The sequence below is a fragment of the Ectothiorhodospira lacustris genome, from assembly GCF_022227845.1.
Classification (GTDB): Bacteria; Pseudomonadota; Gammaproteobacteria; order Ectothiorhodospirales; family Ectothiorhodospiraceae; genus Ectothiorhodospira; species Ectothiorhodospira lacustris.
This window is the reverse complement of sequence record NZ_JAJNQN010000001.1, coordinates 1-14,678: the sequence shown is the minus strand read 5'-3', so window position 1 is coordinate 14,678 and position 14,678 is coordinate 1. Positions and strand designations below refer to the sequence as shown.

The window sequence follows — 14,678 nt, the reverse complement described above, 5'->3', positions numbered from 1 at the left end:
CTCACCCCAACCCCTCTCCCGCCAGCGGGAGAGGGGCTCTGACTTCCTTTTCTCCCTGAGGGGGGGGCTGGCTCCCTTCTCCACTCAGGGGGACATGAATTCACATCGAGGCTTCTCATGAATTTCCTGCAAGACCCCACCCGACATCTCTTCTTCACCGGCAAGGGGGGCGTGGGCAAGACCTCGCTGGCCTGCGCCGGTGCCCTGGCCCTGGCTGAACAGGGTAGGAAGGTCCTGCTCATTTCCACCGATCCGGCTTCAAACGTGGACGAGGTCCTGGAAACCCCCCTCTGCGACACGCCGACCCCCATCCGGGGCGTGCCGGGCCTCAAGGCCCTGAACATCGATCCGGAAAAGGCCGCCGCCGCCTATCGTGAGCGGGTGGTGGGTCCCTACCGGGGCAAACTCCCGGAAACCGTGGTCAACAGCATGGAGGAACAGCTCTCCGGGGCCTGCACCATTGAGATTGCGGCGTTTGACGCCTTCGCTGCCCTGTTGGGGGATCCCGGATCCACCCGGGACTTCGATCACCTGGTCTTCGATACCGCGCCCACGGGGCACACCCTGCGCCTCTTGTCCCTGCCCCGCGCCTGGACCGGGTATATCGAAAGCAATACCTCCGGTACCTCCTGCCTGGGACCGTTGGAGGGTTTGGCCGGCCAGAAAGAGATCTATGCCCGGGCCATGGAGAGCCTTGGCGATGGCCGACGCACCACTCTGGTACTCGTCAGCCGCCCCGAGGCGGCGGCCCTCAACGAGGCGGCCCGTTCCAGCGGGGAACTGCGGGAGTTGGGTGTGGCGAATCAGCATCTGGTGGTCAACGGCCTGTTCCGGGCCGTGGCTCAAGATGATCCAGTGGCCCGCGCCCTGGAGGCGCGGGGGCGCCAGGCCCTGGAACGCATACCCGCCATGCTGAGGGACCTGCCGCGCAGTGAACGCCCGCTGCGGGGTCGTCCCCCCATGGGGCTGGAAGGCCTGCGCATCCTGCTGGCCGACACGGAGCCCGCGCCCGCGCCCGAGCCCGGCGAATCGTTCCCGGTGCCGGAGGGGGAATCCTTCGATGCACTGGTGGATGCCCTGGCAGTCGGTGGCCATGGTGCCATCATGACCATGGGCAAGGGCGGTGTGGGCAAGACCACCCTGGCGGCCCGCATCGCGGTGGCCCTGGCCGAGCGCGGCCACAAGGTCCATCTGACCACCACGGATCCGGCGGCGCATGTGCAGGCCGCCGTGGGCGAGATGCCCGAAGGCATGACCATCGGGCGCGTGGACCCGGTTCTGGAAACCCGGCGTTATCGGGAAGCGGTCATGGCCTCCGCCGGCAAGGATCTGGACGAGGAGGGCCGCCGCTTGCTGGAAGAGGATCTGCGTTCTCCCTGTACCGAGGAGATTGCCGTCTTCCAGGCCTTTGCCAAGACGGTCGATCAGGCCCGGGAACAGTTCGTGGTCCTGGACACGGCACCCACCGGCCACACCATCCTCCTGCTGGATGCCGCGCAGGCCTACCATCGGGAGTTGGGGCGCCAGAGCCAGGGCGTGCCGGAGGCAGTGGAACAGCTGCTGCCCCGGCTACGGGATCCGGCCTTCACCCACGTGCTGATCTGTACCCTGCCGGAGGCCACGCCGGTGCATGAGGCCGCGGCGCTGCAGGCGGATCTGCGGCGGGCCGGCATCGAGCCCGCCGGCTGGATCGTGAATCAGGCACTCAGCCCAGTGACGGTGAGCGATCCCATCCTTAAGGCGCGTCAGGCTGCCGAGGGCCGATGGATCCGGGAGATTCTTGAGCAACATCACCAAAGACTGCTGGTGGTGCCCTGGAGCGAGGTCCACGACTGACCGGACAGGTCATCGCCGTCATGCGTCTGCGTGACTTCATGGCAAATCCAGGGTGCATGGGCACCCTGGATGCCGTTCAGTCCGACAAACGTTGCCTCAGCGGCCGTAGCCGGGTCCCGTGCCGTCCCCAGGTCCCATGCCGCCACCAGGTCCCATGCGCCCACCCCGAGCGGGGGGCTCGTCCGGCAGTTCAACGCCCATTTCCTCGCCCCGCGCCTTCATGCGGGCGTGGTGTTCCTCCCGGATCTGTGCCTTTTCCTCGGGTGTGGTTGCCGCCCGCATCCGGGCACGATACTCGTCCCGCTCCTCCTGGGTCATGAGTTGGCTGCCGTAGATGGTCTTTTCCTCTTCCATCGCCTGTTCCATCGCCTGGACTGCACCCAGCGCGGGCAGCAGGCCGAGAGCGACGGCAAAACCAAAAATGAGTGCCTTGTTCATGGCGTAGCCTCCTTGTGGAGTTAACCTGTGTCTCCCGCGCCTTTCGCTTGGACGAAGGGCGCGGCGGGGCGATGATTTTTCCTTGCGGATGAGTCGCCCTGCGCCTGATGTTGCGCGCTGCGCGGCCTCGTATCCGGGAACTTCGTCGCAATTCAGGCGGCCGCCGGGATGATTCCTGGTTATCTCATGGCGTTGCCTCTTGACCGGGGTCCTCGGCCCTTGGGTCCATGTGCATGGTTTCCTGAGTAGCTCCCTGCATGGTCTCCAGTCCGACGAAGGTGTGCCGCACCTCTGCCACGGGCGGTTGGATGCGGGTCCGCCAGATGGCATGCATGGCCATGCCGGAATAGATGAAGACCAGGAACAGGAACAGCCAGCCCGGCTCACCCCACTGCATCAAGGGTGCCGCCACCGCCGGACCCAGCGTGGCGCCGGCGCCGAAGACCAGTAGCAGGCCGCTGGACACCGCGACGAAATTGCCTTCCGCCGCCCGGTCGTTGGCATGGGCCACGGCCACCGGATAGATCGTATGCATGGCCCCCCCCAGCAAGACCACCATCAGGATCACCTGCGTCGGTTCACGCAGATCCAGGCTGTAGAGCAGGAAGGACAGGCCCGCCCCGGTCAGGGCGATGGCCACCACCACCCAGCGCCGGTCCAGCCGGTCGGAGAGGCGGCCTATCGGCACCTGCATGAGTGCACCGCCGACGATGGCTCCGGCCACCAGCAGGGCGACGGCCCAGACCGGCAGGCCGATGCTGTTGGCATAGACCGGCGCCAGGGTGCCGAAGGCCCCATTGGCCAGGCCGACGCCGAAGCAGGCCACCACGGCAATGGGAGACACCCGGATGAGTCGCTTGAAGTCCAGCTTGACCTCGTGCAGCGGCTCAGGCGCCCGGCTGGAACTCAGGGCGGTGGGGATCAGGGCCAGACAGGCCAGGATCGCCACGATCACGAAGGGTTCAAAGCCACCCGGCTGATAGAGCATCACCGCCAGCTGGCCGAGCACTGAACTGGCCAGGTTGACCACCATGTAGCGGGCAAACACCCGTCCGCGGGTCTCGCTGCTGGCGCTCTCGCTGAGCCAGCTTTCGATGATCATGGTGGCGCCGGCAAAGGCGAAACCGGTCATGGCGCGGACCAGAATCCACGCCAGGGGCGAAACGTACAGGACGTTGATCAGGGCGGTCATCGCCACCAGCGCCGCCATCACCCCGAACACCCGGATATGACCTACCTTGGCCACCAGGCGCGGCACATACAGGCAGCCGGCCACGTAGCCGGCGGCAAAGGCACTGCCGATGAGACCGATCAGGGATGTGGGAAAGCCTTCCAACTCGGCGCGAATGGGCAGCACCAGCCCCAGCATGGCGCCGGCAGCAAACAGCAGGCCAGCCCCGAGCAGCAGTGCCCGTGTTCTTATGGGAAGATGTTCAACCATGTTGACCGTGGAGCTTGGGTTTGCTTTTCAGTATCCGGATGCAGACCCACGGGTCAAGTTCAAGGTCCCCCGCGTGAGCGGGGGGCTTTGAAGGGTTCGAGGGGTGGTTCAATACTCGATGGTGCAGCCGCAGGGGCGGGTGTCGGGCATGCCTCTTTTCCCCGTCCGCCGATTCGGTCATCATGTGCCGCAAGCTCAAGCAATGGTCATAGCCCGTCTTCGGGAGACATGCATGTTCGCACCCGCGGTTCGTCCCATCTGGTTGCTGATCGCCCTGTTTTCGGCGACGTCTGCTGCGCTGAGCATCGGCCTGACCGAGTGGTTCAGCCTGCACCCCTGCCACCTGTGTATCTTTCAGCGCCTGCTGTTCATGGCCCTGGCCGTACTGGCGCTGGGCGGCGTGGTGTTCGGGGCTGCCTCGGCGGGGATGATTGCGGGGGGGCTGGTGCTGGCCACGGCGGGTGCCGGCCTGGGGGTGGCGGGCTATCAGAGCTGGCTTGAGCGCCAGCCGCCGGATTTGGGGTTTTCCTGCGTGGGGCCTCAGATGGGCATCATTGAACGCCTGGTGGAGTGGTTGGGGCAGCAGGTGCCCACACTGTTCCTGGCCACCGGTCTGTGTGACGAGATGGGTCCCCAGTGGCTGGGGATCTCCTTCGCCAATGCCGCGTTCGCCGGCTATCTGCTGGTATTCGGCCTGGCCGCCTGGGCGCTGTGGCGCAGCCGGTAGCCCTTTACGTGGTACGTCTTTGTGAGTTAGGATACGCATCCCTGATGACGCCGCCTTCAGATCATGGGTCCGGGCCTACAGCGGTGTCAGACACGATGAATCCGGCGGATTGATTGCTGATTCCAGTGCTCAATCCGGCGTGAGTCTTGAGTTTTTGTTTGTTCAAGGCCCCTAATGGGGTTTTTTTGTTAGCTGGCCAGCAATGTTGTCAGTCGTCCGGTAGGGCGGGATGGCAAGGTGGCATCCGGTACGGTGCCGGGCCGGCGAGTATTCTTGAATGGGCCGTAGGCCCATTTTTTGTTTGTGGAGAGTGCGTGAGTCAGGACGCCCTGGAATTGAAAGAGTTGATCACTCCCGTCATCGCCGGACTCGGTTTCGAGCTCTGGGGGCTGGAGTACCGTGTGCAGCGCAACAGTGCCTTGCTGCGCATCTTTATCGATGGTCCCAATGGCATCAACCTGGATGACTGCGCCGCAGTCAGTGACCAGGTCAGCGGTGTCCTGGACGTGGAAGATCCCATCCCTGTTCCCTACCGGCTGGAGGTTTCATCCCCTGGGATGGACCGGCCGCTGTTTACCCCGGATCAGTTCCGACGCTACCAGGGCGAAGATATCCGAGTCCGCCTGAACTGGCCGGTCGAGGGGCAGCGCAATTACCGTGGCCGGATCGCCGGTGTCGAGGAGACCGCAGTGATCCTGGCGGTGGAAGAAAATTCCGTGCGACTGCCTCTGGAAGCCATCTCCCGGGCACGGCTGGTGCCCAAATTCTAGATAATCCGTGTCCTGTCCGGCGGGGGCTGTATCCCGGCCCAGCGGGACAGTCCTGTGGAGACGTACTGATGAACAAAGAAATCTTGCTGGTGGTGGACGCCGTCTCCAACGAGAAAGGTGTCGAGAAGGCAGTGATCTTCGAGGCGATCGAGGCCGCGCTGGCCTCTGCCACGCGCAAGAAGCACGGTGGCGACATCGATGTGCGTGTCAGCATCCACCGGGACACCGGGGATTACGAGAGCTTTCGCCGCTGGCTGGTGGTGGATGATGAGGACCCCGAGTTCGAATCCCCGGATCGACAGATCCTGTATTCCTACGCCATCCAGAAAAACCCCGATGTCCAGGTGGGTGAATACGTCGAGATGCCCATTGAGTCGGTGGATTTTGGTCGTATTGCCGCCCAGACCGCCAAGCAGGTGATCGTGCAGAAAGTGCGCGAGGCCGAGCGTGCCAAGGTGGTGGATGAATTCCAGAGCCGTGTCGGTGAGCTGGTGATGGGCGTGGTCAAGCGCTCGGAGCGCAATGGTGTGTTTCTGGATCTGGGGGGCAATGCCGAGGCCTTTATCCCCCGGGACGAGATGATCGCCCGTGAGTCCGTGCGCCCCAATGATCGCCTCCGCGGCTATCTCAAGGATGTGCGTACCGAGGCTCGTGGTCCCCAGCTGTTTGTCAGCCGTACCGCCCCCGAGTTTCTGGTGGAGCTCTTCAAGCTGGAAGTGCCGGAAGTGGGGCAGGGCCTGATCGAGATCATGGGCGCGGCCCGTGATCCCGGGATGCGCGCCAAGATTGCCGTCCGATCCCTGGATCCCAGGCTGGACCCGGTGGGCGCCTGCGTAGGCATGCGTGGTTCCCGGGTGCAGTCCGTATCCAATGAACTGGCCGGAGAGCGAATTGATATTATCCTTTGGGATGACAATCCCGCTCAGTTTGTGATCAATGCCATGTCCCCGGCCGAAGTCCTGTCCATTGTGGTGGATGAGGATAATCGGGTCATGGATATCGCCGTAGCGGAAGAAAAGCTCTCCCAGGCCATCGGCCGTGGTGGGCAAAATGTCCGCCTGGCCTCTCAGTTGAGCGGCTGGGAACTCAATGTCATGAGCGAAAAGCAGGCGGTGGAAAAGAGCGAGAGCGAGTCCGCAGAATTGCAGCAGATGTTCATGGGCAGTCTGGACGTGGATGAGGAAGTTGCGGCCATTCTGGTGCAAGAAGGCTTTTCCAGCATTGATGAAGTGGCCTATGTGCCCACCACAGAGATCATGCAGATCGAAGAGTTCGACGAAGATATGGTCGAAGAGCTCAGACGTCGGGCGCGCGATGCACTGCTGACCCGGGCCATTGCCACCGAAGAGCAGGTGACCACGGGTGAGCCGGCGCAGGATCTGCTGGAGATGGATGGTATGGATCGTGAGTTGGCCTACCGACTGGCATCCCGCGGGGTCTGCACCATGGAAGACTTGGCGGAACAGTCGGTGGACGACTTGGTAGAACTGGCACAGATCGATGCCGAGCAGGCCGCCGGCCTGATCATGGCTGCCCGTGCCCCCTGGTTTGCGGACCAGCCAAAAGACGCATAAGACAGTTGGACCGGTGTGCGCCAGCCGTGCGCACGCCCCGCGACCCTGAGTCGCGGCCAGGGTTCGCGGAAGCATTCAGATCGGAGGTAACGGCACATGACCGACGTTACGGTGAAACAATTGTCCGAAGTAGTTGGGACGCCCGTGGAACGACTGCTGGAGCAGTTGTCCGAGGCGGGAGTGCCCGTTGCGGATCCCGATCAGACCGTCACCGAGGAGCAGAAATTGCAGCTCCTGGAACATCTGCGCAAGGTTCACGGCAAGACTTCAGAGGCCGGCCAGGCCCGCCGCATTACCCTGCGACGCAAGAGCACCACGGAACTCAAAGTGACCAGCGCCCAGGGTCGCGCCAAGACCGTGAGCGTGGAGGTGCGCAAGCGTCGCACCTACGTGAAACAGGGTGAGACGGACGCCGATGTGGTTGAGACTGCGCCGGAATCCCTGGTGACGGAGACCTCCAGCGAGATCCCGGAAGTCCCGTCTTCGGTTGAGAAGACGGCTGCCGATATGGCACCGCCCGCCCCGGAGCCGACGCCGGTCGTGACGGCGGAAGTCCCGCAGCCGACACCGGAAGAGCTGGAAATGCAGGCTAAGGAAGCCGAGCGTGCCGCTGCCGAGGCTGAGTTGCGCCGTGCCGAGGAGACACAGCGGACAGCGGAAGAAGCGGCTCGCCAGGCGGCGGAAGCACTCAAGGCCCGTGAGATTGAAATGATCAAGGAGGCCGAGGCCATGGCCCGGCGCGAGGCTGAGCTCCAGACGCGCCAGGCTGTGGAAGAGGCGACCCGCAAGGCGGCCATGGAACGGGCCGCGGCCGCCGCCCCCACCCCCACCCCCGCCGCTGCGGCGACTCCCGGACCTGCCTCACCCTCTGGTGCTGCCGCTACCCCGGCGCCGGCGTCGGACAACCCCCGCCGCCGCCGTCGTGGCAAGGAGCGCGAAGAGGTCGGCAAGTCCAAGCGTGAAGAGCTGCACGTGGCCAGCGACAAGCGCGGCCGCCGCGGCAAGGGTAAGGCTGGACGCGGTGGAGCTGCCGCGAGTCCGACGGGCAAGCACGGTTTCGAGCGTCCCACCGCCCCGGTGGTGCGCGAAGTGAGCATTCCCGAGATGCTCACCGTGGGTGAGTTGGCCCAGAAGATGGCCATCAAGGCCCCCGAGCTGATCAAGACCCTGATGGGCATGGGTGTGATGGCCACCATCAACCAGTCCATTGATCAGGATACCGCCACCCTGGTGGTGGAGGAGATGGGGCATGTCGCCAAGCCCATGCAGGATGCCGAAGTGGGTGAGGAGCTGGCCCTGGAGACCGAGGAGATGGGCGAGGCCCTGTCGCGTCCTCCCGTGGTCACCGTCATGGGACACGTGGACCATGGCAAGACCTCTTTGCTGGACTACATCCGTCGCACCAAGGTGGCTTCGGGCGAGGCGGGGGGCATTACCCAGCACATCGGCGCCTATCACGTCCCCTTCAAGAAAGGCACCGGGATCACTTTCCTTGATACTCCCGGCCACGCGGCCTTTACCGCCATGCGTGCCCGTGGTGCCAAGGTCACCGACGTGGTGGTGCTGGTGGTGGCCGCCGATGACGGCGTCATGCCCCAGACCCTGGAGGCGATTCAGCACGCCCAGGCCGGTGAAGTGCCCATGGTGGTGGCAGTCAACAAGATCGACAAGCCCGAGGCCGATCTGGATCGGGTCAGGAACGAGTTGTCCCAGCACAACGTGATTTCCGAGGAATGGGGTGGCGATACCCAGTTCGTCCATGTCTCCGCCAAGACCGGTGATGGCATGGAGCGTCTGCTGGAGGCCATTCATCTGCAGGCGGAGTTGATGGAGCTCAAGGCGCCGAAGGAAGGCCCGGCCCGGGGTGTCGTCATCGAATCCCGCCTGGACAAGGGGCGCGGTCCCGTCGCCACCGTGCTGGTGCAGGCCGGTACCCTGAACAAGGGTGATGTGATCCTGGCCGGTCAGGAATTCGGTCGGGTGCGTGCCATGTTCGATGAGAACGGCAGGCCCGAGAAGACGGCCGGTCCCTCCATCCCGGTGGAAGTGCTGGGCCTGTCCGGCGTGCCCAATGCCGGTGACGACATGCTGGTACTGGCCGACGAACGCAAGGCCCGCGAAGTCGCTCTGTTCCGTCAGGGCAAGTTCCGCGAGTCCAAGCTGGCCACCCAGCAGGCCGCCAAGTTGGAAAACCTGTTCAGCCAGATGCAGGAAGGTGCCGCCTCGGTGGTCAATATCCTGCTCAAGGCCGATGTACAGGGTTCCGCAGAGGCCCTGCGCGACTCCCTGGAAAAGCTGTCTACCGACGAGGTCAAGGTGAAGATCGTGGCTGCCGGTGTGGGTGGTATCACCGAGTCCGACGTCAATCTGGCCAAGGCCTCCAACGCCATCATCATCGGTTTCAACGTGCGTGCCGATGCCGGTGCCCGCAAGGCAGTGGCGGAACAGGAAGTGGATCTGCGCTACTACAGCGTGATCTACGAGGCCATCGACGACGTCAAACAGGCCCTGACCGGTCTGCTCTCCCCCGAGTTGCGGGAGGAGATCGTGGGTCTGGCCCAGGTGCGGGATGTGTTCAAGTCGTCCCAGTTCGGTGCGGTGGCGGGCTGTCTGGTCATTGAGGGCTCGGTGCGCCGCGGCAACCCGATCCGCGTGCTGCGAGACAACGTGGTCGTCTACGAGGGCGAGCTGGAATCCCTGCGTCGCTTCAAGGATGACGTCAACGAGGTGCGGACCGGCACTGAGTGCGGCATCGCGGTGAAGAACTACAATGATGTGAAGCCCGGCGACCAGATCGAGGTCTACCAGCGGGTGGAAGTGGCGCGGACGCTGTAATCGCCCGTATCCGATACGCGAAGGCCTGGAGATGTTTCGAGATGCCTAAAGAATATTCCCGTGCCCAGCGCGTGGGGGATCAGATCCAGCGGGAGCTGGCCGAGCTGGTGCGTGAGGAGCTCAAGGACCCCCGGGTGGGGATGCTCACCATCGCCGGGGTGGAGGTGAGTCGGGACCTAGCCCACGCCAAGGTCTTCTTCACCGTGCTCGGGGACGATGAGGCCATCAAGGTCACCTCGGAAGGACTGCGCAAGGCGGCCGGCTTCCTGCGTCGGGAGTTGGGGCGGCGCATGCGCATCCGCTCCATACCCGAGCTGCATTTTCATTATGACGATACCCAGCGCGAAGGTGCTCGCATCTCCGCGCTGATCGACCGGGCCGTGGCCGAAGACAAGGCCCGCCATCGGGATGACACCGACGACCATTCATGAGCAAGCCAAGAATCCAGCGCCGTGATGTGCACGGCCTGATCCTGCTGGACAAGCCGGTGGGCTATACCTCCAACCAGGCCTTGCAGCGGGTGAAGTATCTGTTCAAGGCCAGAAAGGCCGGTCATACCGGCAGCCTGGATCCGCTGGCCACCGGTCTTTTGCCCCTGTGTTTCGGCGAGGCCACCAAGGTGTCCGCCTTCCTGCTGGATGCGGACAAGCAGTACCGCACCGTCTGCCGCCTGGGGGTGACCACTACCACGGCGGATGCGGAAGGAGAAGTGATCGAGACCTGCCCCGTGCCTGAACTGGATGACACCCGGATCGAGGCGGTCCTTGCCCGGTTCCGGGGTCCTATCGAGCAGATCCCGCCCATGTATTCCGCCCTCAAGCACCAGGGGCAGCGGCTCTATGATCTGGCCCGCCAGGGGCGGGAAGTGGAACGGGCACCGCGCCCGGTGACCATTCACCATCTGGACTGCCTGTCCCGGACCGCGGATACCCTGAGTCTGGATGTGGCCTGTTCCAAGGGGACCTATATCCGCACGCTGGTGGAAGATATCGGCCGGGCACTGGGGTGTGGCGCCCATGTGATCGAACTGCGGCGGGTGGGGCTGACGCCGTTCCAAGCGCCCCGGATGGTGACGCTGGCACAACTGGAGACGCTGGCCGAGCAGGGCCCCGAGGCCCTGGATACGGCGTTGCATCCGGCCGACGAGGCCCTGATGCACTGGCCCGTGGTGCATCTGGATGCGGACAGCGCCTTCTATCTTGCCCAGGGGCAGGCGGTGTTCGTACCCGGTCTTGCCCGGACCGGGTGGCTGCGACTCTACGGACCCGGTGATCGTTTCATGGGTATTGGTCAGCTCCAGGACGATGGCAAGGTGGCACCCAAGCGGCTGATGATCCCCTCGAATTCAGGGTGAAACCCTGTTCCAAACAGGGGGCGCGTGATAGAATCGCGGGCCTTCAACGAATGTAACGATTCCGGCCAAGAGGGTGCCGGGGTCAATTCCAGGAGTCTTAGAGCATGTCCCTTAGCAGTGAAGTCAAGTCCGCCATCGTGGAAAAATACCAGCGTGGTTCCGTGGACACCGGTTCCCCGGAAGTGCAGGTGGCCCTGCTGTCCGCCAGCATCCAGCACCTGATGGAGCATTTTGCCAAGCACAAGAAGGATCATCATTCCCGCCGTGGTCTGCTGAAGATGGTCAACCAGCGCCGCAAGCTGCTGGACTATCTCAAGCGCAAGGACCAGGATCGTTACCAGGAGCTGGTGAGCAGCCTCGGCCTGCGCCGTTGAGTCTCGGCCGGAGCCATCGAACAAGAACCAGTCAAAACCGGGATTCAACGTGCCGTCAATAAGCAAGTCGTTCCAGTATGGTCAGCATACCGTTACCCTCGAAACCGGCGAGATCGCCCGTCAGGCCTCCGGCGCCGTTATGGTCAATGTGGCCGGCACCGTGGTGCTGGTCACGGCGGTGGGCCGCAAGGATGCCGTGCCGGGCCGGGATTTCTTTCCCCTGACCGTGAACTATCAGGAACGGACCTATGCAGCTGGCCGTATCCCGGGTGGATTCTTTAAGCGTGAAGGTCGTCCCTCCGAAAAGGAGACCCTGACCTCCCGCCTGATCGATCGGCCCCTGCGCCCGCTGTTCCCCAAGGGCTTCATCAATGAAGTCCAGGTGGTGGCCACGGTGATGTCCCTGAACCCGGAAGTGGACCCGGACATCCCGGCCCTGCTGGGTGCCTCCGCGGCGGTGGCCTTGTCCGGCCTGCCGTTCGCCGGTCCCATCGGCGCCGCCCGGGTAGGCTATGTGGACGGTCAGTATATCCTCAACCCCGATCGTTCCCCGCTCAAGGACTCCGCCCTGGACCTGGTGGTGGCCGGTACGGCCAACGCCGTGATCATGGTGGAATCCGAAGCCGCCATGCTCTCCGAAGAGGTGATGCTGGGTGCTGTGATCTATGGGCACGAGCAGATGCAGGTGGCGATCCAGGCCATCCAGGAACTGGTCGCCGAAGCCGGCAAGCCGGCTTGGGACTGGCAGCCCGCGCAAGACAACACCGACCTGCGTACCCGCGTGGCGGAGGCCTGCAGTGCCGACCTGACCGCCGCCTACCAGGTGGCCGAGAAGCAGGAACGCACCCACCGCATCGCCGAGGTCCGCGAGGCCGTGGTGGCCCGCCTTGCCGATGGCGAGGAAGGCTCCCCCCTGGCCGATGAAGTCAAGGAGATCTTCCACGGTCTGGAAAAGCGCATCGTGCGCGATCGCATCCTGGACGGCGAGCCCCGTATCGACGGTCGTGACACACGCACCGTGCGTCCCATCGACGTGCGCGTCGGCGTGCTGCCCCGTACCCATGGTTCCGCCCTGTTCACCCGCGGCGAGACCCAGGCCATCGTCACTGCCACCCTGGGCACGGATCGGGACTCCCAGATCATCGATGCCATCGAGGGTGAGCGCCGCGAACGCTTCATGCTGCACTACAACTTCCCGCCTTACTGCACCGGTGAAACCGGCATGGTGGGCTCGCCCAAGCGACGTGAGATCGGCCATGGCCGTCTGGCCAAGCGGGGCGTGCAGGGCGTGATGCCGGCGGAAGGCGACTTCCCCTACGTGCTGCGCGTGGTGTCCGAGATCACCGAATCCAACGGCTCCAGCTCCATGGCTTCCGTCTGCGGTACCAGCCTGGCCCTGATGGATGCCGGCGTGCCCTTGAAGGCGCCGGTGGCCGGTGTGGCCATGGGGCTGATCAAGGACGGCGACCGTTTTGCAGTGCTGACCGACATCCTGGGTGATGAAGATCATCTGGGTGACATGGACTTCAAGGTGGCCGGCACGGAAGAGGGCGTCACCGCCCTGCAGATGGACATCAAGATCGACGGCATCACCCGTGACATCATGGAGGCCGCCCTGGCTCAGGCCCGCGAAGGTCGCCTGCATATCTTGGGTGAGATGAACAAGGTCATCAGCACCCCGCGCGTCGAGATGTCCGCCTACGCCCCACGTTTCATCACCATTCGTATCAACCCGGAAAAGATCCGCGATGTGATCGGCAAGGGCGGCGCCACCATCCGCGCCCTGACGGAAGAGACCGGTGCCACCATCGACATCGACGACAGCGGTATCGTGAAGATCGCTTCCGTGGACAAGGAGGCCGGTGAAGAGGCCCGTCGCCGGATCGAAGAGATCACCGCCGACGTGGAAGTGGGTCGGATCTACGAAGGTCGTGTAGCCAAGATCATGGACTTCGGCGCCTTCGTCACCATCCTGCCCGGTCGCGACGGTCTGGTGCATATCTCCCAGATCTCAGAAGAGCGCGTGGAGAGTGTCTCCGAGCGTGTCAAGGAAGGCGAGACCGTCAAGGTCAAGGTCCTGGAAGTGGACAAGCAGGGCCGCATCCGCCTGAGCATGAAGGCGGTCAACGAGGCTTCCTGATAAGTCCCCAAAGCCCCTCTCCCTGATCAAGGGGAGAGGGGCTTTTTTTATGTCAATCCCGCAGTAGTCTTTCCACCGCCGCCTCAAAACGCCGGGAATCCGGCGACACCATGCTGGAGAAGGTGGCCACTACCTGTCCCTCCCGGTCCACCAGGTACTTGTAGAAATTCCATCTCGGCGCCCGGCTTTGCCGTGCCAGTTCCTGGAAGATGGGGTGGGCCGTGTCACCCCGCACGCTGATGGGGGCGAACATGTCGAAACTCACGCCGAAGTTCTGAAAGCAGACCCGGGCCGTGTCTGCTTCATCATCCGCTTCCTGACGAAAGTCGTTGGACGGAAATCCCACCACCTTCAGCCCCTGGTCCGCATACTTGCGGTGCACGGCCTCCAGGGCGGAAAACTGTCCGGTGAAACCGCAATGACTGGCGGTGTTCACGATCAGCAGGGGGTGTCCGGCGAACCGCTCCCGCAGGTTGACCACCTCGCTGGAGTGCAGGCGCCGCAGGTCATGGTCAAACAGATCGCCATGGCCCGGTGCCTCCCGGGCAATGAGGCCGGGACTCCAGGGCAGGGTGATCAGCAGGGCGGTCAGAAGACATCGACGCATGGCGGGGCTCCGGGTGGGTGTGAGCTTTCAGACCCCGGCGCAAAGCCCAAGTTCTCTAGTCGGTTTCTTCCAGGGTGCCGATGAAATAGCGCTGGAGCAGACGTGCCGCCAGACTGCTGTGGGGTTCGCCGTAGCTCTTGGTCTCCCAGGCCTCGGTGCTTTCCTGCCCGCACCAGACCAGCATCATGCCCGCCGGTCCGGGATGATTCGGCACGTAGGGGGTGAGGTCATAGACCTTGCCGCGAATGGCCATCCAGCAGTCATCCGGACTGTGGTGCTCCGCCACCTGTTCAAGGGTGAAGACGGGGAGCGTGGCTTCGGTTTCATTCGCCGTGGCCGGTGTGAAGGCCATGGCCGCCAGCAGACAGAGCATCGGCGGCAGCGTGAAGGGAAGACGTGGGTGCGGGAGTCTCATGGCAGGCCTTTTTTCTTTGAGGGATGGAGGCTTCATGTCCAGCATGCACCCGTTTGCCTGCCAAAGCCATGCGGCAGCGCAAGGATGGTCCTCTCAAGAGACTTTGAACAGGCTCTTAGCGCCTGGTCCGAATTTTGGGGTCCACCTCAGGTGCTCAGTATCTGGGA

13 protein-coding genes are annotated in these 14,678 nt (G+C 63.8%); 9 read left to right on the top strand and 4 right to left on the bottom strand.

From position 1 onward, the window contains the following. Window positions 1-117 precede the first annotated feature (117 nt). Window positions 118-1,836: an arsenical pump-driving ATPase gene (gene arsA, locus LQ956_RS00065; protein WP_238629120.1), complete on the top strand. Its 1,719-nt coding sequence runs from the start codon at window positions 118-120 to the stop codon at window positions 1,834-1,836. A gap of 96 nt (window positions 1,837-1,932) precedes the next feature. Here the strand turns inward: arsA and LQ956_RS00060 are convergent, their stop codons facing one another. Next, window positions 1,933-2,274, bottom strand: coding sequence for a hypothetical protein (locus tag LQ956_RS00060; protein WP_238629119.1), 342 nt, complete (start codon window positions 2,272-2,274; stop codon window positions 1,933-1,935). A gap of 184 nt (window positions 2,275-2,458) precedes the next feature. Beyond that, window positions 2,459-3,715 (bottom strand): MFS transporter, encoded by a 1,257-nt coding sequence (locus LQ956_RS00055; protein ID WP_238629118.1) that lies wholly within the window; start codon window positions 3,713-3,715, stop codon window positions 2,459-2,461. A gap of 232 nt (window positions 3,716-3,947) precedes the next feature. On the opposite strand from LQ956_RS00055, the gene LQ956_RS00050 reads away from it, so the two are divergent. The 8 genes from LQ956_RS00050 (at window position 3,948) to pnp (ending at window position 13,489) form a co-directional block, all read left to right on the top strand. Next, window positions 3,948-4,442: a disulfide bond formation protein B gene (locus tag LQ956_RS00050; protein WP_238621435.1), complete on the top strand. Its 495-nt coding sequence runs from the start codon at window positions 3,948-3,950 to the stop codon at window positions 4,440-4,442. A 329-nt stretch (window positions 4,443-4,771) separates the two neighbouring features. Next, complete coding sequence (gene rimP / locus LQ956_RS00045) at window positions 4,772-5,212, top strand: ribosome maturation factor RimP (protein ID WP_238621448.1); 441 nt, start codon at window positions 4,772-4,774, stop codon at window positions 5,210-5,212. 68 nt (window positions 5,213-5,280) lie between these two features. After that, entirely contained in the window at window positions 5,281-6,786 is a 1,506-nt protein-coding gene (gene nusA, locus LQ956_RS00040) for a transcription termination factor NusA (RefSeq protein ID WP_238621434.1), read from the top strand. Window positions 6,787-6,882: 96 nt separating this feature from the next. Further along, window positions 6,883-9,621: a translation initiation factor IF-2 gene (gene infB, locus LQ956_RS00035; RefSeq protein ID WP_238629117.1), complete on the top strand. Its 2,739-nt coding sequence runs from the start codon at window positions 6,883-6,885 to the stop codon at window positions 9,619-9,621. A 41-nt stretch (window positions 9,622-9,662) separates the two neighbouring features. Next, entirely contained in the window at window positions 9,663-10,052 is a 390-nt protein-coding gene (gene rbfA / locus LQ956_RS00030) for a 30S ribosome-binding factor RbfA (protein ID WP_238621432.1), read from the top strand. Further along, the gene (truB, locus tag LQ956_RS00025; RefSeq protein WP_238621431.1) at window positions 10,049-10,975 is read left to right on the top strand and encodes a tRNA pseudouridine(55) synthase TruB; all 927 of its coding nucleotides are present in this window, start codon (window positions 10,049-10,051) and stop codon (window positions 10,973-10,975) included. The genes rbfA and truB overlap by 4 nt, the downstream gene beginning before the upstream one ends. Window positions 10,976-11,079: 104 nt before the next feature. Then, window positions 11,080-11,349 carry a 30S ribosomal protein S15 gene (gene rpsO / locus LQ956_RS00020; protein WP_238621430.1) on the top strand — a complete coding sequence of 90 codons (270 nt, stop codon included), beginning with the start codon at window positions 11,080-11,082 and terminating at the stop codon, window positions 11,347-11,349. 49 nt (window positions 11,350-11,398) lie between these two features. After that, on the top strand, window positions 11,399-13,489 hold the full coding sequence (gene pnp / locus LQ956_RS00015; RefSeq protein WP_238629116.1) for a polyribonucleotide nucleotidyltransferase: 2,091 nt from the start codon (window positions 11,399-11,401) through the stop codon (window positions 13,487-13,489). A 52-nt stretch (window positions 13,490-13,541) separates the two neighbouring features. On the opposite strand, the gene LQ956_RS00010 is transcribed toward pnp, so the two are convergent. Together LQ956_RS00010 and LQ956_RS00005 are read right to left on the bottom strand one after the other, a co-directional pair. Continuing rightward, window positions 13,542-14,096 carry a glutathione peroxidase gene (locus tag LQ956_RS00010; protein ID WP_238621428.1) on the bottom strand — a complete coding sequence of 185 codons (555 nt, stop codon included), beginning with the start codon at window positions 14,094-14,096 and terminating at the stop codon, window positions 13,542-13,544. A gap of 55 nt (window positions 14,097-14,151) precedes the next feature. After that, a complete protein-coding gene (locus tag LQ956_RS00005; protein WP_238629115.1) occupies window positions 14,152-14,511 on the bottom strand; it encodes a cytochrome b5 domain-containing protein in 360 nt (119 codons plus the stop codon). Between the last annotated feature and the right edge of the window lie 167 nt (window positions 14,512-14,678).

What these genes read in the sequence shown, in the direction of transcription:
- infB (WP_238629117.1), top strand. Translation starts at nt 6,883, where the DNA reads ATGACCGACGTTACGGTGAAACAATTGTCCGAAGTAGTTGGGACGCCC.
- truB (WP_238621431.1), top strand. Translation starts at nt 10,049, where the DNA reads ATGAGCAAGCCAAGAATCCAGCGCCGTGATGTGCACGGCCTGATCCTG.
- rpsO (WP_238621430.1), top strand. Translation starts at nt 11,080, where the DNA reads ATGTCCCTTAGCAGTGAAGTCAAGTCCGCCATCGTGGAAAAATACCAG.
- LQ956_RS00010 (WP_238621428.1), bottom strand. Translation starts at nt 14,096, where the DNA reads ATGCGTCGATGTCTTCTGACCGCCCTGCTGATCACCCTGCCCTGGAGT.
- nusA (WP_238621434.1), top strand. Translation starts at nt 5,281, where the DNA reads ATGAACAAAGAAATCTTGCTGGTGGTGGACGCCGTCTCCAACGAGAAA.
- rbfA (WP_238621432.1), top strand. Translation starts at nt 9,663, where the DNA reads ATGCCTAAAGAATATTCCCGTGCCCAGCGCGTGGGGGATCAGATCCAG.
- arsA (WP_238629120.1), top strand. Translation starts at nt 118, where the DNA reads ATGAATTTCCTGCAAGACCCCACCCGACATCTCTTCTTCACCGGCAAG.
- LQ956_RS00050 (WP_238621435.1), top strand. Translation starts at nt 3,948, where the DNA reads ATGTTCGCACCCGCGGTTCGTCCCATCTGGTTGCTGATCGCCCTGTTT.
- LQ956_RS00055 (WP_238629118.1), bottom strand. Translation starts at nt 3,715, where the DNA reads ATGGTTGAACATCTTCCCATAAGAACACGGGCACTGCTGCTCGGGGCT.
- LQ956_RS00005 (WP_238629115.1), bottom strand. Translation starts at nt 14,511, where the DNA reads ATGAGACTCCCGCACCCACGTCTTCCCTTCACGCTGCCGCCGATGCTC.
- LQ956_RS00060 (WP_238629119.1), bottom strand. Translation starts at nt 2,274, where the DNA reads ATGAACAAGGCACTCATTTTTGGTTTTGCCGTCGCTCTCGGCCTGCTG.